This is a genomic window from Botrimarina sp. (assembly GCF_040219535.1).
Taxonomy (GTDB): Bacteria; Planctomycetota; Planctomycetia; order Pirellulales; family Lacipirellulaceae; genus Botrimarina.
The window spans coordinates 1-21,909 of sequence record NZ_JAVJSH010000026.1 but is presented as its reverse complement, the minus strand read 5'-3'; the positions used below and the strand labels follow the sequence as shown (position 1 = coordinate 21,909).

Annotated in this window: 15 protein-coding genes; 8 read left to right on the top strand and 7 right to left on the bottom strand. The window is 64.5% G+C overall.

Features of this window, described 5'->3' with window-relative positions; genetic code table 11:
- Positions 1 to 37: 37 nt before the first annotated feature.
- The 7 genes from RIC11_RS15750 to RIC11_RS15720 all read right to left on the bottom strand — a co-directional run bounded on the left by RIC11_RS15750 (position 38) and on the right by RIC11_RS15720 (position 10,080).
- Positions 38 to 817 (bottom strand): alpha/beta hydrolase fold domain-containing protein, encoded by a 780-nt coding sequence (locus RIC11_RS15750; protein ID WP_350212985.1) that lies wholly within the window; start codon positions 815 to 817, stop codon positions 38 to 40.
- 257 nt (positions 818 to 1,074) lie between these two features.
- Positions 1,075 to 4,053, bottom strand: a complete 2,979-nt coding sequence (locus RIC11_RS15745; RefSeq protein ID WP_350212983.1) for a glycosyl hydrolase — start codon at positions 4,051 to 4,053, stop codon at positions 1,075 to 1,077.
- Between the two features lie 139 nt (positions 4,054 to 4,192).
- A complete protein-coding gene (locus RIC11_RS15740; RefSeq protein ID WP_350212981.1) occupies positions 4,193 to 4,654 on the bottom strand; it encodes a hypothetical protein in 462 nt (153 codons plus the stop codon).
- 17 nt (positions 4,655 to 4,671) lie between these two features.
- The gene (locus tag RIC11_RS15735) at positions 4,672 to 5,682 is read right to left on the bottom strand and encodes a DUF1559 family PulG-like putative transporter (protein WP_350212979.1); all 1,011 of its coding nucleotides are present in this window, start codon (positions 5,680 to 5,682) and stop codon (positions 4,672 to 4,674) included.
- A 119-nt stretch (positions 5,683 to 5,801) separates the two neighbouring features.
- Entirely contained in the window at positions 5,802 to 7,676 is a 1,875-nt protein-coding gene (locus RIC11_RS15730) for a LamG-like jellyroll fold domain-containing protein (protein ID WP_350212977.1), read from the bottom strand.
- A gap of 164 nt (positions 7,677 to 7,840) precedes the next feature.
- A complete protein-coding gene (locus tag RIC11_RS15725; protein ID WP_350212976.1) occupies positions 7,841 to 9,577 on the bottom strand; it encodes a FecR domain-containing protein in 1,737 nt (578 codons plus the stop codon).
- The gene (locus tag RIC11_RS15720) at positions 9,574 to 10,080 is read right to left on the bottom strand and encodes a sigma-70 family RNA polymerase sigma factor (RefSeq protein WP_350212974.1); all 507 of its coding nucleotides are present in this window, start codon (positions 10,078 to 10,080) and stop codon (positions 9,574 to 9,576) included. Before RIC11_RS15720 ends, RIC11_RS15725 begins: the two co-directional genes overlap by 4 nt.
- 406 nt (positions 10,081 to 10,486) lie before the next feature.
- Between RIC11_RS15720 and RIC11_RS15715 the strand changes: the two genes are divergently transcribed.
- The 8 genes from RIC11_RS15715 (at position 10,487) to RIC11_RS15680 (ending at position 21,706) form a co-directional block, all read left to right on the top strand.
- Positions 10,487 to 10,657: a hypothetical protein gene (locus RIC11_RS15715; protein ID WP_350212972.1), complete on the top strand. Its 171-nt coding sequence runs from the start codon at positions 10,487 to 10,489 to the stop codon at positions 10,655 to 10,657.
- Between the two features lie 59 nt (positions 10,658 to 10,716).
- Positions 10,717 to 14,772 (top strand): DUF6807 family protein, encoded by a 4,056-nt coding sequence (locus RIC11_RS15710; protein WP_350212971.1) that lies wholly within the window; start codon positions 10,717 to 10,719, stop codon positions 14,770 to 14,772.
- A gap of 152 nt (positions 14,773 to 14,924) precedes the next feature.
- A complete protein-coding gene (locus RIC11_RS15705) occupies positions 14,925 to 16,280 on the top strand; it encodes a sulfatase (RefSeq protein ID WP_350212969.1) in 1,356 nt (451 codons plus the stop codon).
- A gap of 96 nt (positions 16,281 to 16,376) precedes the next feature.
- Entirely contained in the window at positions 16,377 to 17,711 is a 1,335-nt protein-coding gene (locus RIC11_RS15700; RefSeq protein ID WP_350213027.1) for a sulfatase family protein, read from the top strand.
- Positions 17,708 to 18,901 carry a right-handed parallel beta-helix repeat-containing protein gene (locus RIC11_RS15695; protein ID WP_350212967.1) on the top strand — a complete coding sequence of 398 codons (1,194 nt, stop codon included), beginning with the start codon at positions 17,708 to 17,710 and terminating at the stop codon, positions 18,899 to 18,901. The genes RIC11_RS15700 and RIC11_RS15695 overlap by 4 nt, the downstream gene beginning before the upstream one ends.
- A gap of 108 nt (positions 18,902 to 19,009) precedes the next feature.
- Positions 19,010 to 20,257 carry a sulfatase-like hydrolase/transferase gene (locus RIC11_RS15690; RefSeq protein ID WP_350212965.1) on the top strand — a complete coding sequence of 416 codons (1,248 nt, stop codon included), beginning with the start codon at positions 19,010 to 19,012 and terminating at the stop codon, positions 20,255 to 20,257.
- A 413-nt stretch (positions 20,258 to 20,670) separates the two neighbouring features.
- On the top strand, positions 20,671 to 21,114 hold the full coding sequence (locus RIC11_RS15685; protein ID WP_350212963.1) for an excisionase family DNA-binding protein: 444 nt from the start codon (positions 20,671 to 20,673) through the stop codon (positions 21,112 to 21,114).
- A 277-nt stretch (positions 21,115 to 21,391) separates the two neighbouring features.
- A complete protein-coding gene (locus tag RIC11_RS15680; protein ID WP_350212961.1) occupies positions 21,392 to 21,706 on the top strand; it encodes a VapC50 family PIN domain-containing toxin in 315 nt (104 codons plus the stop codon).
- Positions 21,707 to 21,909: the final 203 nt, after the last annotated feature.

Genomic DNA, 21,909 nt, shown 5'->3' with positions numbered 1-21,909 from the left:
CGGCGGTGTTAGTTGGACCTGTGACGTGGCGATTGGTTTATTCCGAGTCGGTGAGCGTCGCGATGAGGTAATCGGACATCGCCTCAGGGCCGGCGCCGCGGTACACCACGTCGCACGACACGCCGACGGCGTCGCACCGCTCCTTGAGCATCGCGCCGAAGTTGGAAGTGTGAGTGGGGTCTTTCTGGCGTCGGCCGATCGCCGGCGGCTTGTTGTAGAACACCCCGACCGGGGGATCACCGGGGCTAACCAATGCGTACGGCGAGTACTCGGCGATCCAAGGCCGGAGGCTCTCGCGATCCGCCAGGAACTGGGCGAAGTCCTTCTTCCCGAACGCGTGCCCGCCGTAGACGCTGTTCGGGGTCCACTCGACCATCTGCTTCGGGTCGAGCGTCGTCTGCGCGCCCAGGCCCGCGGCGCAAGCCAGTCGAGTCGATTGCCGAAGCACCGGGTCTGGGTTGCTCGGGTCCGCCAGGTCGTCGTGGAAGGCGAGCCAGAGGCTCGAACAAGCGCCGGCGGATCCGCCCGCCGCCCCGATTCGATTCGGGTCGATCTCGAACCTCTCCGCGTTTAGCCGCAAGAACTGCAGCGCACGCGCCGCGTCCATGAGCGGCGCCTTCACCGGGGGCGTCACGTCCTCTGCGTGCCGCATCAATCGATAGTTGATCGCGGCGACCGAGACTCCGGCGTCCAGCAGCGCGGTTACATCGACGAACCGGTGGAGTCGCTCCTTGCTGCCGCCCTGCCATCCCCCGCCGTGGATCACCATCACCAGGGGGTTCGGACCCGCGGCGGGCGACATCCAAAAGTCGAGCACGTGCCGTCCGTGGGGACCGTAGGCAAGCCCGGCGACGGTCGGCGTCGGCGCCGATGCGTCGTAAGCGGGGGCACTCCGGGAAGCGGGTTCCGTCGTGCTCGTGTCCGCCCCGAAAGTCGTCTGGAAACCCAGTAGCAGGGTAAAGACCGCGTGAGTTGTTGATCGATGGCTCATTGCTTTGACTTGTGTCGCGATCAGCACGAGAGGCTTCTAGTCGACCCCGCGAAAACGGTCCTTCGGTTCTTGGCAGCCGTCGGTCAATCCGACTCCACCGCGCGGGCCGCGGTCCTCGTGATCTTTCGATTGGGAGCGACCTGGGTCACGAGCCGTACCGGTCCCAGCAACCCGGCGTCTTCCGGTTCCCACCGGAACTTGCCCTTGTGAACGACGCGGATGTTCGTGTTGGTCAGTCGCTGCTCGGGCGGGAGCTCCGCGTCCGCCATGACGCGGTTGTGCCACGAGTTGACGACCGCCACTTCGAGTTCGTTGTCTCCGCTCTGAATCGCTTCGGTGACCTCGACACGGAACGGCGGCAGCCAGACCACCCCGAGGTCGACGCCATTAAGTCGGACCCGCGCGACGCCAACGTCCTTGATGTCGCCAAGTTCGATGGCAATCGATCGCCTGATCATCGACGAGTCGGCGACAAATGTATGTCGGTAGGTTGCGCGGCCCGAGTAGGCACGGATTCCTTCAAGCGGGTGCTCGAGCCAACTGGCTAGCTTCTCGAAGCGAACCGGCTCGACCGGTCCGCCCCAGCGCGAGTCGAACTGGACGTCCCAGGGCCCGGCGAGCTTGTCGACCTCGTGCCACTCCGGGTAGTTCGGCGCGCCGTTCATGCCAGCGCTGGCCGGCTCGTCGAAGACGACGAACACACTGCCGTGCGGTTCGAGCGTCAGCGGCACGGTGGTCGTGCGTATCGACATCTCGAAGCGATCCGCCGGGCGTGTCGAGCCGGTGGCCGGGTCCCAGAACTCGGGTCGCCGGCCCGCAACACGGAACACGAGCTCCGCGCTCGCTCGGCGGCCGGCTTGGTTGCTGACGAAGTACACGTCGTGACCGTCGACCGTGTAGTGCACGTACTCGAACCCCGCCGCTTCGTCTGTACCGGCAGGGGCGAAGTCGGGCGAAACGCCCTCCTCGAGGAGGAGCTCTCTTGACGAGCAGCCCCAAGCGAGGCTCCCGGCCCCGACGGAACGCCGGCCGCGCTCCGGGGGCCGCTCGCCCCAAAGGCTGTCGGCCAGAGCCGCGAACTCACGTTGGGCATCGCCCCCGCCCACCAGGCTCACGAGGCGTTCCGGCTTCGGGCCGAGGACGGTTGCGCCGTTGTGCAGCAAGGCATTGACCTTCTCTAGCGCCGCGAGTGAGAGCACCTTGTGATCGGGCAGCACGAGGAGGCGGTAGGACGTCCCACCGGGCGTGACGATGCGGCCACCGGCCACCTCGAGTCGCAGTAGGACGTCCTCGTTCGTGATGTCGTAGTCGTACCCCGGCAAGGCGCCGGCGGGATCGGAGCCCTTGTAGCTCGCTATGTTGGGCACGTGATCGCCGTAGTAATAGAGGACATCCGCGACAAACTTCCCCTTCTGGGCCAGGTGCTGGACACGATTGATGTAGTCCATGAACGGGCCGGACTCCTCCCACCACGTGACACGCGGGCTGACGTGCGTCCCGGCGAAGTACTCTTGGCCGGGCAGCCCCATGTAAGCGGGCGAGCACGTGAAGGTGTGGAAGAACACCGTGTTCAGACCAGAGCAGAACGCGTAGTCCATCGCCGGCTTCTGGTCACGCCACAGGCAGTCGTTCCAGTGAGGGCCGATCGTCGTAAATGACTCAGCGCCGACGAGCCGCTTTCCGTAGATGTGCGCTGCGGAACTGGACTGCTTGACGTAGAAACGATCGCTATCGGCCGGTCGGTGCGGCGACGGGGCCCAAAACTCGGTCATAACCAAGTCGCTGTGGCCGTAGTTCTTGATGCCGTCCAGCGGACCGGCGTGCGGGCCCGAGCACTCCGGGTGAATGCCGAGCCCGTACTCGGCCGCCCGCTCGGCGAACACCCTGTAGTGGTTCTCCGAAATGCAATGGCCGATCGTCTTGCGAAAGTCGGCCAGGAATGCGTTGCTCGCCGCCCGAGTGCCGATAATCTTGCCAGCCAGAACGGGCAGATACGGCTTGAGGTCATAGCCATTGAAAGAGCGAAACTCTTCCGCGAATCGCGGCGACCAGTTCATCGAGCCGCACTCCCAACTGTCGGTCTCGAGATGCGTCAGCACCGTTCCGACCAGCGGACCCGCCGCGTCAAGCACGGGCGCCACCGAGTCCGCCCAGTACTTGTTGAACGCCTCCTCGCTGAGGTAGTCGATCACCAACCCCTGCCAGTCGTTGCTCGCCGTGGAGACCTCAGCCAGCGTCAACGTGTACCCCACGCGGAGCACGACCCAGTCGCCGTGCGGCGCGTCCCAACGCAACACGCCGCCGGCATCGACGAAGCGTGTGACGTCGAGCACTTCCTCAGGCTGAGCGTCCCACTCGCCAGCGGTCGGCGGGTGGTCGTCGAGCAAGTATCGGCAATCGGGCGCGGCCCCACCCGCCTCGCGGGTCGCGGCTTTCAAGTCCAGGTCGCGTATCGGCGGCCGATCCTCCGGTAACTCTCGAAGTGGCCACGCGAGCACGCAGATTTCACGGTAGTAATCGCCCTGCCGCGGTGGCACTGGCAGTCGATGCTTAACCGGCTGTCCTCCCGACACGGTCGTCTCGGACCAAGTGACCCGCTTCGCGGCGTCGTCGGGAGGGACCCGCGGTCCTCCCACGTTCCAGCCGCTTTGGATCGAGAGGGCGAGGGTCAAGTTGAGTCGTTCGGCTTCACGCAACGCGTGCAGGTACAACTCGGTCCATCGTTTCGAGCCGAACATCGGTCCCGCCGGGGCCGTCGCGTTGCCCTTCTGTCCCGACCCGTCGGCATCGAAGATGACCGCCCCGCTGAATCCACGATCGGCCATCGCTTCCAGGTCGGTGGTGATCGCCTCCTCCGTCACGTTCCCGTTGAGCCACCACCACCAACAGCGGACGCCAGACTCTCTGGGGGGATCGAGCCACTCGCTCCGGAGTTGGTCAAGCTTCGCCGACGCGGGGCCGCTCGCGACCGGAGGCTCATCCTTGTCTGTTGCGTTTGCGGAGGACCAGCCTGCTGCGGCGAGGGCCAGCGCAACGCCGCTGATGCGAGCTAGCGTTATCATGGGTCGACGTGTCGCTTTGGAAAGGCCGCGTACGTTTGTGTGCTGCCGGAACCAACCTGAGTTCGCTTAGTCATGAGGTGGTCCAGCGCGGGTTGCCGTGGATCGTTCTTGCGCGAGCGGCGCAACGCCCGGAAGGTCGTCAGAAACGCTCGACAAACGGTTCTCCGCCATCCCATGTCAACTCGATCAGCAGGGCGTCGGTGGACTCGTTGACCTCGCGCTCGATCCCAGAGGTTCTTGGGTTCGCGTACTTCATAGGGGCGTGCCAACGCTGCGCATCCTCGCCGATTGGTTCCGTGCCTTTCACCTGCACCTGGTACTTGCCTGGGATGATGCCGTCGCCCGGCTCGAAGCAGGTGAGGAAGAAGCGGCCGTCCGAGTCGATCGCGCCGGCCGCCGGTCGGCCGCCATCGGGCACGAACAGCACCGACCCGTGCTTCAGCGGCTCGCCGTCGATCATCACTCGGCCGGAGGCCTTGACGCGGGTCGGTCGTCCGTCGGAGCAGCCGAGCATCAAGGACGCCAACGACAGGAGGCCGATAGCCGCCCGTCTCGCCGACACGTGGTTGCAAGAACCGTTCGCGCGCTTGAGGTCGTTCACCTCTGATTGCCTCAGAATCACCACTGCAGGTCCGGGATATCATTGTTTCCGCGAGTCGAGAGTTGCTTGTACGCAAGGTGGTCGATGTTCTCTTGGACAAAGATCACGTGCCCGTCCGCGAATGCGAAGAGTGCCCCACCCGGGTGCCTACTCGCGAAGCCGGCGTTCGTCCCGGGGCTCAACAGCCCGTTCCCGGAATCGATGCCGGAGGGGAAATTGAGCGGTGTGGTCGTGGAGCGGATCGTCTGTCCCCGGCCCCCGTTCGTCCACTGGTTGATCGACTTCCTGAAGTCACCATCGATCGACTCTCCGAGCATCAACGTCTTGCTGGTCCCGTCCGTGATCTTGCGGAGCTCGATCTTGCGGCCGTACATGAACAAGCCGTCGTTGGAGTACTTTAGAAAGATGCGCTCCCCGTTCAGGCCGTCGCACCGCATCCCGGGTCCGCACGTGCCAGCGACTACCGCGTAACTGCCGGTGGCCGTGTCGTATCCCTCGTACTTGTAGTCCTGACCGAAACGCTGCATGTCGGCACTCGGGCAGACCAGCGTGGCGGGCTGTTGTGTCAGAGCCTGTTGAATCTCGGGGTATCTGTCCAACCAGCCGCTCGGATTCGGCTGCCAAATCGCGACTTCGTCAACGCGGAATTGGTCGTAGAGGGCTGATTCCTCAAAGTAGGGCAAGATCTGCACGAACGCGCTGGCGCCGTGCCACGTCATGTCAAACCCGAGCTCGTTGGGGTCGCTGCCGCCGGCGGCCTCGCAGTTGCTGGTTTTCCAGCCCGGTGGCTTGGAACTGCTGTCGCACCCCAACCTCCCGCTGGGCAGGGCGCCTTTGGCGTCGGCGTGCATCAGCATCGCCAGCGCGAGCTGCTTCTGGTGGTTGGTGCATTGGGACCGCCGCGCGGCTTCCCGTGCAGCCTGAACCGCTGGCAACAGCATTGCCACGAGGATGCCGATGATCGCGATCACCACGAGCAGCTCGACCAGCGTGAAGCCGGCGTTGGCGCCGTGCGTCTTCTTGTTCATCGCTTCTCTTCCATAAAGGTGGGTGTGCTCATTTTACTCCTACCTCTCTCTACACTCGGTGTCGGCTGCCTGGGCGGGCCACCCCGGCCGCCCAGGCAGGACGCGGACTCCGCCACGCACTAGCCAACGCGGCGCCGAAGACCGACGCACGCGAGGGCGAGCATCACGAGCGTGCCCGGCTCGGGCACGGCGTTCGTGGGCGGCGCCGCGGTCGCGCCGAAGTTGGCCACCCAAACGTCGTAGTCGAGCGTGTCGACCACCGCGTCGCCGTTGCCATCGGCCGCGAGGAACGAGCCTTCCTTGCCGACCGAGTCTCTCCACACGGTGTAGTCTGCTGCATCGACCACGCCGTCGCTGTTGTAGTCTCCGGCAATCGCGTCGGGGACACCGGTTCCCACGAAGACCTCGTCAATCAGGCCCGAGAACCACTGCACGTCGTTCTCTTTGTTTCCGATAGTGATGCTATTGGTGTCGTTCTTGAGCGGCCCAGGCGCGCTAACCCCGACCAACTCACCGTCTAGATAGAGCGCCTTGTTACCGTCGGCGTCGTGCCACGCTTTCACGTGCCGCCAGTCCCCTTCGGCGCCGAGCGGATCTGAAGTGATTAAGTCGACAGTGTTGTCGGTATTACGCGTGAGCCATTCGAGTTGGCCGTTGTTGTTGATCCGGATCTCAAAGACACTCCGGCCTCGCACCAAGACCTGCGTGCCATTCATGTTGTCGTCCTCCTTGAAGTGGAAGTCGACGTAGACCGAGTCGAGGTCTTCGGTCACGAAGGGGTCGATGTCGTCGCCCTTCCACGCCACGATGCCGATCGCCTCATCCTCTTCGGATCGATTGAAGCGGAGCGCCTCTCCGAACACTCCCTGGTTTCCGGTCGTCAACTCCGGGGCGTTCGCCGTGTCGAAGAAGGCGTCCGGCATCGTCGGCGGTTGAATCGGATCGCCGAGGAAGAGCGGGTCGCTGAAGCCACCCGAGGCGTCCGGGACCGCGGTTCCGTTCCAGAAGAACTCGTTTGCCCCGCCCTCGCTGAAGGGATCGACCAGGCGCGCGCCGGCGTCCGTCGAATCCATCTGCCAGTAGACGATTGCCTCACCGATCGGCGCCGTCGGCAGCGGCGGGTGGGTGAAGTCGAGCGATACGGTTAGTGCGTCAAGGTTCTGGACGACGGCGTTGTTTGAAGGACCCGAGTAGTCGGTCTCGTACAGCAGGCCGCCCAACGCTTGGATGTCCGTGAAGGTGGAGCCGAGAACTCCTCCGCTGCCAACCGGGTTCAAGTCGCCGCCGCCAACTTCCTCGACAAACAAGCTGGTCGCCGTGTCGTACGGAAACCAGATTTCGGTGGCGGGATTGAAGGTCCGCGCGTCATCCTTTGAGGCAGATGCCCACCCCGTGACGTACCAGTCTTCACCGTTCTGCACCGTCGCGCGAACGCGGCGAGTTGGGGGGTTGACCGAGTTCTGGAAATTCCAATCGATCGTGAAGCCGTTCGGATCGTCGGTGAAGCTGACAGTCTCCCCCACCGAGGCCCCGTTCAGGAAGTTGTTCTTCCGCACGTGCGGAGCGAAGGCGAAGCTCTGCGCAGCCGCTCCGTTCGCCGCATTGCCCGCCTGCAGTCGGTCGAGGCCATCTTCGTAGCGGTAGAGCTGAAGGCCGGTTGCCGTGGTTGTATCGAAGCTCAGCACCTCGACACCGCTGGCCCAAGTGCCTGACTTGTTCGGCCCGTCAAGACCATTAGTGGGGACGTCTACGAAGTTTCCCGCGTGGTCGATCGGGATCAGGAAGCGAGCGTCGTCGGTCATCCCGTCACCGTCGAAGTCGCCGGTGCTGGTTTGAACCTCGCCGCCTTCGTCGAGTGAAGAGTTCTGCCGGTTCATAGAGACATCGCCGCTGAGGTCAACTGCCAGGACGGTCATCTGGGCGATGGCCGAGTGCGTGGACGCGGCGATGGCGACAACGCCGATGGCAAACGCTCGTTGGGAAGTCAGTAACATGGGTGAGTACTCTTTGGCACGGGGGATGCGTCGCGGCGTCCGGTAAGGGCGTGCCAGCGACAGCCAAATCGGCTGCCACGCATCGACGCGAAGACAAGTACGGGTTTGACAAGGGGCAGCGAAGAGCAGCGAATCGTTGCTGGTGGTTACGAACCTCCCGGTTACTAGCGGGTTTCGATGCGCGTGATGTCGGCGGGGAGTGTTCCTAGCACGACTCGTCGGTTATGGAAGCCGCGAGGGGACTCTCGACGCAGGTTGGTGGCTCCGGCGCGACTGTCGTGCGAAGTCGGGGCGGCAGTCGTCGCCGGCTTGGTGTCCTCGCCGCGAACCGATGCGAGCTCGGAGCCCCGTCCGAACGCGTACCACTCAACCCGCAGGGCCATGTGGTTCGGTACGACGACGGCCTCGTAGGTCTCGCGATCCACCGTCGTCCCGTTGAACACGTCGATCTCGATCGTGTTGCGGCCGTCAACGAGACCGTCAGTCACGTTGACAAACCGGAACTGCTGTCCGTCGAACCGCTGTCCGCTTACATTGTCGGTCCATGATTCGACACGGACCGACTGGCCGTTGACTCGGACCGCCTGGATTCCGTTGTCGGCCAGGAAGCGGCCGAACAGCCTGGTTGTGGCCAGGTCGTAGCCATCCAGGTCGAAAGCGGTAGCGAACGTGTACATCGAATTGGGGGCGGCCGACTCCCAGCCAGGAATCGACACCCACTGAGACGAACTCAGCTCGTTGTCGAGGTACCGCTTGTACGGCACGCAGACCCGGGCATAACAAGCGCCGTCGAACGCGTCCGCGGGGCCCGCAATGACGCGCCAGTGCGGGTCTTCATCCCCCTCGGCAAGGCCGATCCCCGTGTTGTACAAAGTCACGGGCCGGTACGGCGCCGGGCCGTCGAACCGGGGGTCGTCGGGCCCGGCCTTGCTGGGTCGCTTGAAACTCCGTCGGTTGCCCTCGCCATCGACCGCCAGCCCTTCGCCCTCCGACAGCAAAATGCTCCGCCGATCTCCTTCCGGAGTCTTGCGAGGCAGAGCGCGGACCATGCCGGACAGCACGCTGGTCTTCGTGGCGAGGCCGTCACCGGCCGAAACCGAGAAGGTCGTGCCGAGGTCCACGACGTCCATCGCGTCGGTGACCACCGTGAAGCCCTTTGCCCACTCCGCGACATCGACCAGGATCTCTCCTTGGCTCAACCGGACCTGGTCGTTCGACGTGAACGTCAGCGAGCACGGCCCGGTCGCCTTGATCTCCGCGCCGAACCCGACGCTGATGTGGGCGTTCCCTTCCTCCAGGTGGAAGGTCTCACCCTCGTGCATCGGCTCACCGACCGACAGCTGCTTCCCTCGCCAGATGGCGTCGGAGTGACTCGCCAGGGTAGCTACCGGGGCGGGGGGGCGACTGACCGATTGCAGCACGATCGGATCATCCGCTTTGACTCCCAATTGCTGCCCCGGAGTCTCCTGAACCCCGGTAGTCACCTCGGCGGAACCCGCGTCGGCGACGGCAGGAGGCTTGTCGGCACGCTCGCCCTTCGGCAGCCCGAGACTCAGCACTAATGCTGCTGCGACCCCCCAAGGCGCTAGTCGCCAACAGTAAGCGGCGAAACGTGTCCGGGCCCCGCCTGATATTAGTCCGCTTTCGACATCCACGTCGCCGGCCGGCGGATCGAGTTGCGCCCACCGCGACTCAAACTCTTCCCAGTTTGGGCAGGTCGCGACGGCTTGGTAGTTCAGCAACCCGTGCAGCCGAAGGAAATCCGCGAAGAACTCGCGGGCAGCGGCGTCGTCCGACAGGATGGCCTCGAGACGGTCGTGCTCGGCGTCGGTGAGTTGGCCATCGACGACGCGCTGGATCAGGACACCTAACTCGTCCGATGGCTCGTAATCGGCGGTCATCCTACGCCCCCTTCGACGAGCTTCAGCCGCTGCTGGATGCACTCCAGCAACCGCTTGCGGATGCGGTAAAGCGCCTGCGAGACTGCCTGAACGCTGCGGCCCAACTCGGCGGCCACCTCTTCGAGCGGCTGCTGCGCGTAGTACCGCTTCCTGAGAAGACTCGCGCTGCGAGCAGGAAGGCGCCCCATGCAGTGCTCAAGGGCTTCGACTCGCGCGGCGTGGGCCGGCTGGGCGTTCGCCTCGGCAGCGGCCATATCGCCGATCAACGCCTCGGAGAAGAACACGCGACTCCTTTGATTGCGTTTCCGGTAAGTCAGCACCTGGAAGTAGGCCACTTTGCAGGCCCACGGCAGGAACTCCGCATCGACAGGGGCCGATTCCCGCTTCGCCCACAACGCGATGTTCGTTTCTTGAAGCACGTCTTGAGCGTCGGTCCAGCGATAGAGAAGCGACAGAATAAAACCGAGGATCTCGCCCTGATGACGGGCGATGAGTTCGACCACGCGGCTGTTCTCCTGCTCGCTCAACCTGCTGGTCTTCGGATGGGGGACGAGAGGAAAAGTTCGAGTGGAAAGCCGCCCGCGGGGCGCGCTCGTTAGGGAGAAGGGCCGACCCACGTCGAATCCAACGCGCAAAGTTCGGGAAAACTCGAAATCCGAGAAAATCCCCCGTCGGATCGTCGTTCTGGGGCTGGGGTTTAGTGGCGATCGTCAACGGCGCCGAGAGCGGGCGACGGGACGCGATCTCCTCCGCGCGGCAAAGAAACCGAGCTTGGCGCCGCGGTTGTCTCGCCATCGGCTCCGTCGTTCTCTGAGACACCGTCGGGCTGAGACACCGTCGGGAGCGGCGGCGAGCCACACGAGTCCCGTGGAAGCGTCATCGACGCGTGTGAATTCGAGGCGCTTAGCCTTGCCAGAGATCACCACCCCGATCATGTTGGCGACTGGCGTTACTCTGAGCGAAGTGGCACCGCCGACAACAATCCGGCTCTTTCTTATCACGACGCTCATCGGCGTCAAGACGTCGCACAAGACGCACGCGGAATGGTGCACCACCACCCCGATTTCGCCGTTCACGTGAAAGCGTGGCTAATCTTAGCCGCGAGCGCGACCGTTGGCGGCGTGTCGAGAGCCGACGACGTGACCGCAAGACAGCAGGAGTACCTCCACCGATTCTACAACACGTACAGCGCGAGAGTCTTTGCCGGCAACGCCGACCCGGGGCAGGTCGCCAAACAGACGTTCGGCGTCGCTTACTCGGCGTTCTCGTTGAACAAGTCGCCTGCCGAGATCGATCAGGCCAACGCCGCCCTCGACAGTTACCTGACGGGCAAGGCGAACTTCTGGGACAGCCAGACAGGCGACTCCGCGGAGATCGATCCCTACTGGGAGTTGCCAACGCTGGCCTCGCTGATCGCCGACCCGGCGCTCCACCGACACCTCACGGCCAGCAACGAGGCGAAGGCTAAGGCGTTCCTCGTCAACTTCTCGGAGTGGGACGACCACCACGATCGACCTTCGCTGGACGCGCCCCACCGAGGCCGGATCTGGGGCAGCGACAATCACGACATGCACACTCGCTCCGTCCACTGGATCACGGCCCAGTTGACCAAGGACGACCCCGCGTATGTGGATTACGTCTTTCCCGGCGGCGACACGCCCGAGCAGCGTTACGGCAAGTGGACGAGCAACCTGCTCGACTACTTCCAGACTCGTGCCGGCCAGGGCCAGTCGGTCGAGTTTGGCTCGTCGGTCTACCAACCGACCTACCACAAACCGGTCTTCCACGTCGCGCAGCACGCAGAGGACCCGCGGCTGAAAGCGATCTCGCGCGAGTACCTCGATCTGCACTTTGCCGATCTTGCCCAAGAGACCATCGAAGGGATTCGCGGCGGCGCCAAAGTCCGTGTGCCGAAAAACCGCAGTCTCGACGCGACGCAAGAGCGCAGCGCCCAGTACCTCTGGCCGTTCGTCGGCGAGCCGAGTGAGGGCTTCGGCGTCTTGCCCGACGGGATGCACCTCACACGGCTGTTCGGCGGCGCTGCGACCACGGACTACCGCGTTCGCCCCGAGATCGTCGAGCTGATCACCAACGACGAAGCGCGTGGCAGCTACACGTACGTCTCCAATCGTCCCGGAGAGGGCGTACGCACCGTCGATCCCGAGGGTGGGCTGGTCTACAGCGCCTCGGCCGGAACGCAGTCGTCGATCCTGCGCACCACGCGCGTGACGCCCGACTACGCCCTCGGTTGGTTCACGATCGACGAGAACAAGACCTACATGGCCATCCACAACCAGAACCAGTGGATGGGCGCGGTCACCGACGCCTCGCCCGACAGCCGCATTGTCGTGAACCTCACGGCCGAGGTTTCGCAGTTCAACGAGCTGCAAGCGGTCGGGCACGGCGACGCGGTGCTCATCCGCAAGCAAGCCGACGGCCCCCCCGGCCAAGACCCGCGGGTGTATGTATCGAGCGACTTCGTCTACACGCAAGAAGCCGACGGTTGGGTCTTCGGCGACGATGGCAGCGGCTCGTTCTTCGCCATGAGGGGCGTCCTGCCCGGCGGCGCTTCCCCCTTCACCGTCGAGGACGCATCCGGCGAGTTGGGAACGGGCGATTATCTCCGATTCAACGATGAAGCGACCGTTGTCGTGCTGCAGATGGGGCGTGCGAGCAGCTACGCGGACCTCGCCGCGTTCAAGGCGGACGTTCGCGACAACGCGCTGAGCTACCAGAACGGCGCCGTCACCTACGACGCCGGCGCCTCCGGGCAGCCGATCGTCCTGTTCGATGATCGACGCGTCCCTCAGGTGGGCGGGCAAGCCGTCGACCTGACGCCGGCGAAGGTCTACGACAGCCCGTATCTCAATGCCGACTACGGCAGCAAGACGGTCCGGGTGGGGAGCCTCGACGGGTTCTCGTTCGACCTCGACTTCCGCTACGAACCGGTCGCCCCGGTCCAGTCCTACGCGGTCCCGGCCGATTCGGTGCTCGCGGGTGGGGTGTTGAGCCCCGGGTATCGCGAGATGGTTGGCGTCACCGCGTTTCGTTCTGAGTCGGCCGAGGCTCTCGCGTACACGATCGATCCAACCGGCGTCCTGCAGATCGACTTCGACGCGTTTCACAACGTCGCGGATCGGTTGGTCGTCGATGGCTCGCTACTGCTCGGAGGTGAGCTGCGGATCAACTTGATCCGAGAGACCCCAACAGGTCCAGGCGTTTATCGGCTGCTCGAGGCCGACTCGATCTCTGACTCGTTCGACACGATCACCCTGCCCGCTTTGACCGAGGGGCTGTTCTGGGACACCGACAACCTGTCAATCGACGGGACCATCGCGCTGCTCCAGGCTGAGTTGTCGGTCCTCGGTGATGCGAACACCGGCTACGGCCCGTCCAATCCAGACGACAACCCGCACGTCGATCCAGACTTCCGATCCGATCTAGCCGCGATCTCCGCCAACTGGGGATTCAAAGGCCTCGACGAAGGGGGCAACAACGACGTGCGCGCCATGACCTTCGAGTTCGACGCGCTCGACCCCGGCCTGATCGAGAGCGTACAGGTCCACGCCCGCGTTAACGGCCTCAGTGGCTACGAAAACGACAACATGGCGCTTGACGCCGCCGACAATCAACGTCGCCTTTCCTCGATGGCGGGCTTCGAAACCGACGGGGGATGGATGAACCTCGTGTATAAGTTGGACCCGAGCGAGTTCCCCCTCCTCAGCGACGGGCAACTCAATCTGGCGTTCTTCGACGACACGCTCGTGGACTGGGTCGAACTCTCGTGGGTGCTCGCTGCCGACCTCTCTACGGGAGTCCCGGGCGACTTCAACAACGACGGCGTCGTCGATGCGGGGGACTACACCGTGTGGCGCGACAACGTAGGGGCCGAGGACGAGTCGTCCCTCAATGGCAACGGGAGTGGCTCGGACGGTGTGGACGGGGCTGACTACGAGCTTTGGCGGCAGAACTTCGGTGCCACCTCGGCCGAGTTGGCTTCGCTGCTCGCGGGCGTGCCTGAGCCATCTGCCAGCGTCCTAGCAGCGCTCGGCCTACTGGCGTTGGGCGACCGACGGCGCGGCGTTCGACTCGAGGCCATGGAAACCATGAATCAGCCACGTGACGCTTGGTTGGGCTGCCTTCATCCGAGGACGCGAAGCCAGCAGTTTGGTGAACACGAGTTGACGCATACGACTAGCATCAGGGCGACGATTCGTACCGCGCCGGCGGCGGTGCTTGCCTGCTGCATGAGTCTCTCCAGCGCGGGCCAGGCCTTCGCCGACGACGCCGGACTGGAGCCGCGGACCGACGCGTCGATCGAGGTGGTCGTCTCGGGCGACGGAATCGACATCGCCGATCGCGGGCGTCCCGTGCTGAGGTATCAGCTTGCCGAGACGTCGTTGCAGGGACGGTTCCCGCGGTCAAACTACATCCACCCGCTGTACGACCTCGATGGCGCGGTCCTAACCGAGGACTTCCCGTCGGATCACCCGTGGCACCGCGGCGTGTTTTGGACTTGGCATCAAGTGCTCATCGGCGACAAGCGGATCGGCGACCCGTGGGCCTGCAAAAACTTCCAATGGGACGTTTCCGAGGTGGAGTCGACGCCCCAGGACGACGGGTCGCACCTTGTCCGCGTCACGCTCCACTGGAGGTCACCCGAGTGGCGACCAGCGGGCGTCATGGAGCCGTTTGCGGAAGAGACCGTCGCTCTGCGGGTCTACCCGATGTCTGACGGTCGCCAGGTGATCGACTTCGTCATTCGCCTGCTCGCATTGACCCCGAGCCTGGGGATCGGTGGGGCGGACAACGCCAAGGGGTACGGCGGATTTTCCTTGCGAATCAAGAACCCACTCGACTTGCTCTTCCGCGGGGAGCAGGGCGCCGTCCGAGCGGACCGCACGGCGGTCCACGCGGGCCGGTGGCTGGATATCCGGCCCCGGGACGACGGCGTCCACAACCACGTGATGGTGCTGACTCACGAGGACCACCCGGGCGGCGTGACGCCTTGGATTCTAAGGAACCACACACGGGCGATGCAAAACGTGGTCTATCCCGGTCGGCAAGCCGTGCCCGTTTCGGACGACCCCGAGTCGCCGTTATCGCTCCGCTATCGACTGATCATTCACCGCGACGAAGTCACCACGGACCAGATCGAAACGTGGCAGGCGGAATACGACGCTGGGGCTCCATGAGTTCTCCAGGTGCACCATCCGCATCGACAGAGTTCGCTCCCCGAGGAAGCACCGTGATTCATCGCTCGCTCACGATCGCGACCTTAGTCCTGGCGGCGCCGCTGCTCGCGTCCGCGAACCCGGGAGGCAAATCGGACCGACCGAACGTTCTGATGATCTGCGTAGATGACCTCAGCGACTGGGTCGGCGTGCTCGGGGGGCGCCCGCAGGCGCGGACCCCTCACATCGATCGCCTCGCAAGCGAAGCTCTTGTCTTCACGCACGCCTACGCGCCCGCCACGTCCTGCGCTCCGTCGCGAACCGCCACCCTGTACGGCATGGCGCCCCACAAGAGCGGCGTCTACGGACACGACGACGTCCACAAGTCGGGCGCCCAACTGCCACAGACTCAGCTGCCGCTGAACTCTGTGTTCCAGAATAACGGGTACCGCACGGTCGGTTGTGGCAAAGTGTTCCACGGCGCCTCGTCCCACCGCCGTGGCTGGGACGTCTACAAGAAGGACTTTCCCGGAGTCGCGGCGGATCCGATCCCGCTCGGTCCGAACATCAAACTTGAGTGCGGGATTCAAGCCACCGACAACGACAGCGAGACCTCCGACGGCAAGCTGACCGACTGGGCGATCAGTCAACTGCAGGAGGAGCACGATCGGCCGCTCTTCCTCTGCCTTGGTCTGCGTAAGCCGCACCTGCCCTGGGATGCGCCCAAGAAGTATTACGACCTCTACGACCTCGAAAGCATCTCGCTGCCCGTGACGCCGGAGGACGACCTCGACGACCTGCCGGCGGCGGGCAGACGATTCGCCGCGAACCACGTTGGTTACGGCGCCGGGAGCGACCACCCGTCGGTGGTCAAGACCGAGGGTGCGTGGCGCAAGCTGGTCCAGGCTTATCTGGCGACCTGCTCCTTCGCCGACGCGAACGTCGGCCGCATGCTGGACGCTCTGCGGAGCAGCCCGCACGCGGACAACACGATCGTCGTGGTGTGGGGCGACCACGGCTGGCACCTGGGCGAGAAGCAGCGATGGCGGAAGTTCTCGCTCTGGGAGCGCGCCACGCGCACGCCGCTGATCATCCGGGCCCCAGGCACGCCATCGATCGGAGAACGAGTCGATGCTCCAGTAGGCCTGCAAGACCTCTTTCCGACCCTGGTTGATCTCTGCGGACTCGAAATCCAGCAACCGCTCGACGGTCGCAGCCTTTCGCCGCTGCTGAGCGACCCTTCGCTCGGCTGGGACGAGCCGACCCTCATGACCCACGGCCCTGGCAACTTCGCCGTCCGCCGCGGCCCCTGGCGGTTGATTCACTACGCGGACGGGAGCGAGGAACTCTACAACCTCGGTAGCGATCCTGGTGAGTTCACCAACCTCGGACGCGACTCCGCGTTCGACCCCCGGCGCGCTTCTTTGCGCCGGCATCTGCCGGAGCGTTGGCTCTACGTGATGGGGCCGCGATTCGAGGCGTTCCGAGACGCGTTCGCGCGATCTCCGGACGATCGTGAGGAGTGGTGAGCACACGCCCGGCGATTGCAGCAGGCCGACCCGATTGCCGACTCTCGAGATAACCCCGTGCCGAATCGAATCACCCACTCGCATTGGATCGCCGCCATCGAAGCGCTAGCCGTCCTGGCTTGCCGTTTGGCTTGCTCCCAGGCGGCCGCGGCGCCCAACGTCCTCTTGCTGTACGCGGATGACTGGCGTCATGACACGCTCGGCGCGGCCGGCCACCCGGTTGTGCAGACTCCCAACCTCGACGCGCTCGCGGCGGGCGGGGTGCGTTTCGAGCACGCCTACGTGACGACCTCGATCTGCGGCGTCAGTCGCGCGTCGATGCTGACCGGCCAGTGGATGTCCCGCCACGGCGCACAGGGCATGGTCCCGTTCGAGACGCCCTGGAAAGACACGGTGGTCGCCCGATTGCGGAACGCCGGCTACGGCGTCGCCCACGTCGGCAAGTGGCACAACGGCAAGAAACCACCCGACGAGTACGACCATAGCGTGACCTACCACGGCAAGCACTGGTACCAGGTCGACGGCGCCAGGACGCACGTGACCGTCCGCAACGAACGCGACGCGGTCGCGTTCCTTCGGAACCGCCGGAAGGATCGGCCTTTCTTCCTGACGGTCGCGTTCTTCGCGCCGCATGCGGAGGACAAGAGCCCCCAGCAGTACCTGCCACAGGACTGGAGTGAGGAGCTCTACGACGACGCCGTCATCGAGAGCCCTCCGAACAACTCGCTTGAGTCGTGGCGGCGGCTCCCTCCGTTCTTCAACGAGAAGAACGAGGGGCGGCGACGCTGGCTATTGCGCTTCGACACCGCCGAGAAGTACCGCGCGATGATGACCAACTACTACCGCTTGGTTACCGAAGTCGATCGTGCTTGTGGCGTCGTCCTCGACGAGCTGGCAGAGCAGGGGGAACGCCAAGAGACGCTGGTCATCTTCACGGGCGACAACGGCTACTACCACGGCGAGCACGGACTCGCGGACAAGTGGTACCCGCACCAGGAGAGCATCCGCGTTCCGCTGGTCATCGATGACCCTCGGATGCCGGACCACTCTCGCGGCACGACGCGGGACGAGCTCGTCCTCAACGTAGACCTCGCGCCGACGATCCTCGCGGCGGCCGGCGTCTCGGCGCCGGCCTTGATGCAAGGTGCCGACATCGCGCCGCTGTATCTCGGGTCGGGCGAAGCGCCTTGGCGTACCGAGTTCTTCTATGAGCACCCGACCTACCACAGCGCCGACTTCATCCCTGCGTCGGAGGCGCTCGTACGCAAGGACTGGAAGTACCTGTACTGGCCGGAAGCGGGCTACGAGCAACTGTTCGACCTGAAGAGCGACCCTCGGGAAGAGAACGACTTGGCTCGCCGTCCCGAATTCGAGGATCAGCTCGTTCGAATGCGTACTCGATTTGACGAGCTAAAGGAGGCGGCAAGATGACTCACGGCCTTAGTGTCCAACCGTTGCGATTTCTTGGCGGCGTGCTCGTTGCCGCGGTGGCGGTCGTCGCCGTCGCGGAGGGGCCGGACGATCCCGCGACCACGAAGATCGCGATCGACGCCTTGCTGCCGGCCCACGACCACGACGTCGTCGCGGCGTTGGTGGAGGCGATTGGTCGATTGGATCCGACCGGGGGCGTCATCTATCTTGAAACCGGCGGCGAGTACGAGGCCAAGTCTCGCACGCCAATCACACGCGCCGAGGGCGACGCCGAGATCATTATCACCACGCGGAGCGGCGACCCCGCGACGATCAACCAGCACGAGAGCCCCGGCGACCTGCTCGCGCTGAGTGGCGTCCGCAACCTGCGGATCGAGAACCTCCGACTCGTCGGCAGCCGCGCTTCCGGTGGAAACGGCGTCGTGATGAGCGACTGCAAGGGAGTCACCCTCCACGATGTGGAGTGCCGAGACGCGGGCGGTGTCGGCGTCCGCATCACTAATTCAACAAAGACGAAGCTTATCCGCGTGACCGTGAACAACGCGAAGGCCCATGGTGTGCGGATCGCCGATTGCACGGACCTCACCCTGGACGACGTTTCGGTCGTCGACGCCGGGTTCTACGGCATCGGCGTGCAAAACGGGACGCAACTGACGCGTGGCCTCAAGATCTTGAACTCGAGGATCATCCGCAGTGGCGGTGACGGCGTCGACATCAAGGGCCAACGCGAGGAAGGCCCGCCGCTGGTCGTGATCGACGGGCTCGAGGTCATCGACAGCGGCGGTCGCAAGAGCGCAGCGCTCGACCTGCGGGGACACGTCGCGGTCAAAAACGTGCGTATCCGCCTCCGCCCGGGGAGCACCGGGCTCCGCTTCCGCTTGGGAGCGGACATCGGCACTCACGAACCGACCAACGGCTGGGCCGGCTACGGTTCCGCCGAAGGCGTCACGATCGACAGCGACAGCCCGGACGGGATCGGCATCGTGGTCCAGAGTGGCGGCGTGACCCTCAACGACTGCTCGGTGAGCGGGCCTGTCGAGAAAAAGGTCGAGGTCTACGAGTGGGCGAACAAGGAGCAGCCCGTCGTGCTGCACGAGCTATCAATCAACGGCGAACGAATCGCCGATCGAAACCAATTCCTCGCGTCCGGCGGTTCGATTTCCAAGCAACCGACGCTCGTCTTTGAGTAGGGAACCTCGCCGTGAGCCCGGCCGCCGCGACCCATCCCATCGGCTCCAAGGAATCGCAACATGGGACGCTCCGTCCTCGCCACGACTGTCGTGGTGATTGGGCTCGCCGTGGGCGCGACCGCCTCGGGCGAACGTCCCAACGTCGTCCTGATCATCAGCGACGACCAGGGGTGGGCCGACTACGGCTTCATGGGACACCCTACCATCTCGACCCCGAACCTGGACGCGCTCGCGGCCGGTGGCGTGGTCTACGATCGAGGCTACGTGACCGCGCCGCTGTGCAGTCCCTCGTTGGCGAGCATCGTCACCGGGCTCTATCCCCGGCAGACCCAAATCCGCGGCAACGATCCGGTTGGGGAAACCAAGAAGATGGACCCCGAGGTCCGCGCCGCGCTCCGCGAGCGGATGTACGCGCCCATGCAAATCCACGAATCGTTCGTCAAGCGACTGCGGTCCAACGGCTACGCCACGCTGCAGACCGGGAAATGGTGGGCCGGCGACCCACGCGACCACGGCTTCGAGCAGGCCATGACGCACGGCGACACGCGACGGGGCGGGCGGCACGGCGACGACGGGCTCGCGATCGGTCGATCGACGATGCGGCCGATCACCGAGTTCGTTGAGCGCGCGGTCGACGACGAGGAGCCTTTCTTCATCTGGTACGGGGTCTTCCTGCCGCATTCCCCGCACAACGCCCCGGAGCGGCTTGTCGCCAAGTACCGCGATGTCGCTCCCAGCGAGGCGATCGCGTGGTACTGGGCGAACTGCGAGTGGCTCGACGAGACCTGCGGCCAGTTGCTGGACTGCCTGAAGGAGAACGGCGTCTACGACGACACGCTGGTCGTTTACACGTGCGACAACGGCTGGGGACAGGACCCCGAAGTGCGTCACAAGGACGACGGGCGATCCAAGCGCTACCCGACCGAGATGGTAATCCGCACACCGATCATTGTCTCGCACCCGGCCGAACTGCAGCCAGTGCGCGACAAGAGAGCGCTAGCCAGCAACATCGACATCGCCCCGACGATCCTGCACGCCTGCGGGATCAAGCCCGCCGACGGGATGACCGGGCTTGATCTTCGAGACCCCGATCTCCTTCGGAAGCGGGACCGAGTCTTCGTTGAGGCCTACGAGCACGACAGCGATCTCGATCACCTCGACGATCCGGATCACGGGTTGCTAGCCCGAGTAGTGATTGAGGGCTGGGGCAAGCTAGTCGACTACGGAAGTCGCGTCGAACTCTTCAATCTGAAGCCTGACGTAGACGGCCGGTTGGATCGCCAGCAGATTGATGCCTACAGAGGCGCAAGACTAGCTGGAATCCTGCAGCAGTGGCTGGACGCCGACCGCCGATGACCGGCAAACGTCGCGAACTTCGCATTGCGCCGGCGATGCGCGACCTTCGCTGTCCACGCCACTGAGGTTCATTAGTTCTGCCCTGGGAAACAGTCGCAAGTGTGAGATACGGGTGAACTGGTCAACTCAGGAGGACGGTTAGCAGACATCTCGATCCATCACGGATCGGCCTGAGCAGGGGCACAGGCTGCATCGGCCTTGCGCAGATATCCGGCCACCTCCCTCGTGCGTGCGGGCGAGGGCGGCCGGCTGTCCGGTCTCTCAAGCGGTTTCTCGATCGTTCGTCGAAGTCGCAACCCGCTTTGTACATGAGACTTAGAGCGATCTGCGTCGTTTCGCAAGTTTCGCTTATTGCGTTTGTTGCGTTTAGGCGATAGTCTTGTAGGACAAAGAGAAGAGCTAGGAGGAACCTCATGTCGGCACTGATTCAAGAGCCGGTCACCCCGTCGGTCGACGACGTTCAGCTCGCCAAGCTGTCGAGCCGTCGGCTGGTCCCATTTCGGGACCGCCCGCTGACCGTCAACATCGCCGATACCAACGAGCAAGTTGAACTTCCGGCGGCTGCGGTGCGTCTGCTGGTCGATCTGCTTTCGGCGATGGCGGACGGCAACGCCGTGACGCTCATGCCCATCCACGCCGAACTGACGACCCAGCAGGCGGCAGACCTGATAGGGGTGTCTCGCCCGTTCTTGGTCAAGCAGCTGGAGGACGACGTCATCCCGTTCCGCCGGGTTGGGACGCACCGCCGCGTGCTGTTCAAGGACCTGATGGACTACAAGCGCGAAATCGACGAGAAGCGGACGAAAGCCCTCGATGAGCTGGCCGAACAAGCTCAGGAGCTTGGCATGGGGTACTGAGCCCCCAACGACCTTCAGGGACGATGGCGACTTTCACAGCCCTCTACGACGCGTGCGTCCTCTACCCGGCCCCGCTCCGCGACCTGCTGATGCGGCTGGCCCTAACCGATTTGTTCCGCGCCCGCTGGACGGTTGAAATCCACGAAGAGTGGATGAGGAACCTGCTGGCGAACCGCCCCGACCTGACGCGTGAGCAACTCGAGCGGACCCGCGACCTGATAACGCGGGCATCCGCGACTGCCTCGTCAGCGGCTACGAAGACCTCATCGATGGCTTGGTGCTGCCCGACCCGGGTGACCGCCATGTACTCGCCGCGGCGATACGCACGCGGGCGTCGGTCATCGTTACGTTCAACCTCGACGACTTCCCGGCTTCGAGCCTCGCCAAGTACGGCCTCGAAGCAGAGCACCCCGACGAGTTCATCACGCACCTGCTCGGCCTCAACCCCGCCGCGGTTTGCGGGGCCGCCAAGGCCCAGCGAGCCGCTCTCAAGAACCCACCCAAGACCGTCGACGAGTTCCTCGACGCCTTGGCGAAGCAACGCCTGCCCGAAACGGTCTCTCGCTTACGTCTTTTCGCGGACCTCTTGTAGCCGGAGCGGCGGCCCCGTTCATCTCCAACTCCGCCTTGAAGAGGGGTGAGCTGCACCAGGGTGGGAGTTATCGTCGAATGTTGTGGACGGCGTAGGTTGAAGAGGGCGGCGGGTTCGTGGAGAAGGGAGGCATCTGACCTCCAACCCTTCACCGGAACCCACCGCCATGAGCGAAGCTACCGCGACGACGATCTCGTTTCCAG

Excerpts from the sequence above, each read along its gene's own strand:
- RIC11_RS15695 (WP_350212967.1), top strand. The coding sequence starts at position 17,708 with ATGACTCACGGCCTTAGTGTCCAACCGTTGCGATTTCTTGGCGGCGTG.
- RIC11_RS15705 (WP_350212969.1), top strand. The coding sequence starts at position 14,925 with ATGATCTGCGTAGATGACCTCAGCGACTGGGTCGGCGTGCTCGGGGGG.
- RIC11_RS15685 (WP_350212963.1), top strand. The coding sequence starts at position 20,671 with ATGTCGGCACTGATTCAAGAGCCGGTCACCCCGTCGGTCGACGACGTT.
- RIC11_RS15725 (WP_350212976.1), bottom strand. The coding sequence starts at position 9,577 with ATGACCGCCGATTACGAGCCATCGGACGAGTTAGGTGTCCTGATCCAG.
- RIC11_RS15730 (WP_350212977.1), bottom strand. The coding sequence starts at position 7,676 with ATGTTACTGACTTCCCAACGAGCGTTTGCCATCGGCGTTGTCGCCATC.
- RIC11_RS15745 (WP_350212983.1), bottom strand. The coding sequence starts at position 4,053 with ATGATAACGCTAGCTCGCATCAGCGGCGTTGCGCTGGCCCTCGCCGCA.
- RIC11_RS15735 (WP_350212979.1), bottom strand. The coding sequence starts at position 5,682 with ATGAACAAGAAGACGCACGGCGCCAACGCCGGCTTCACGCTGGTCGAG.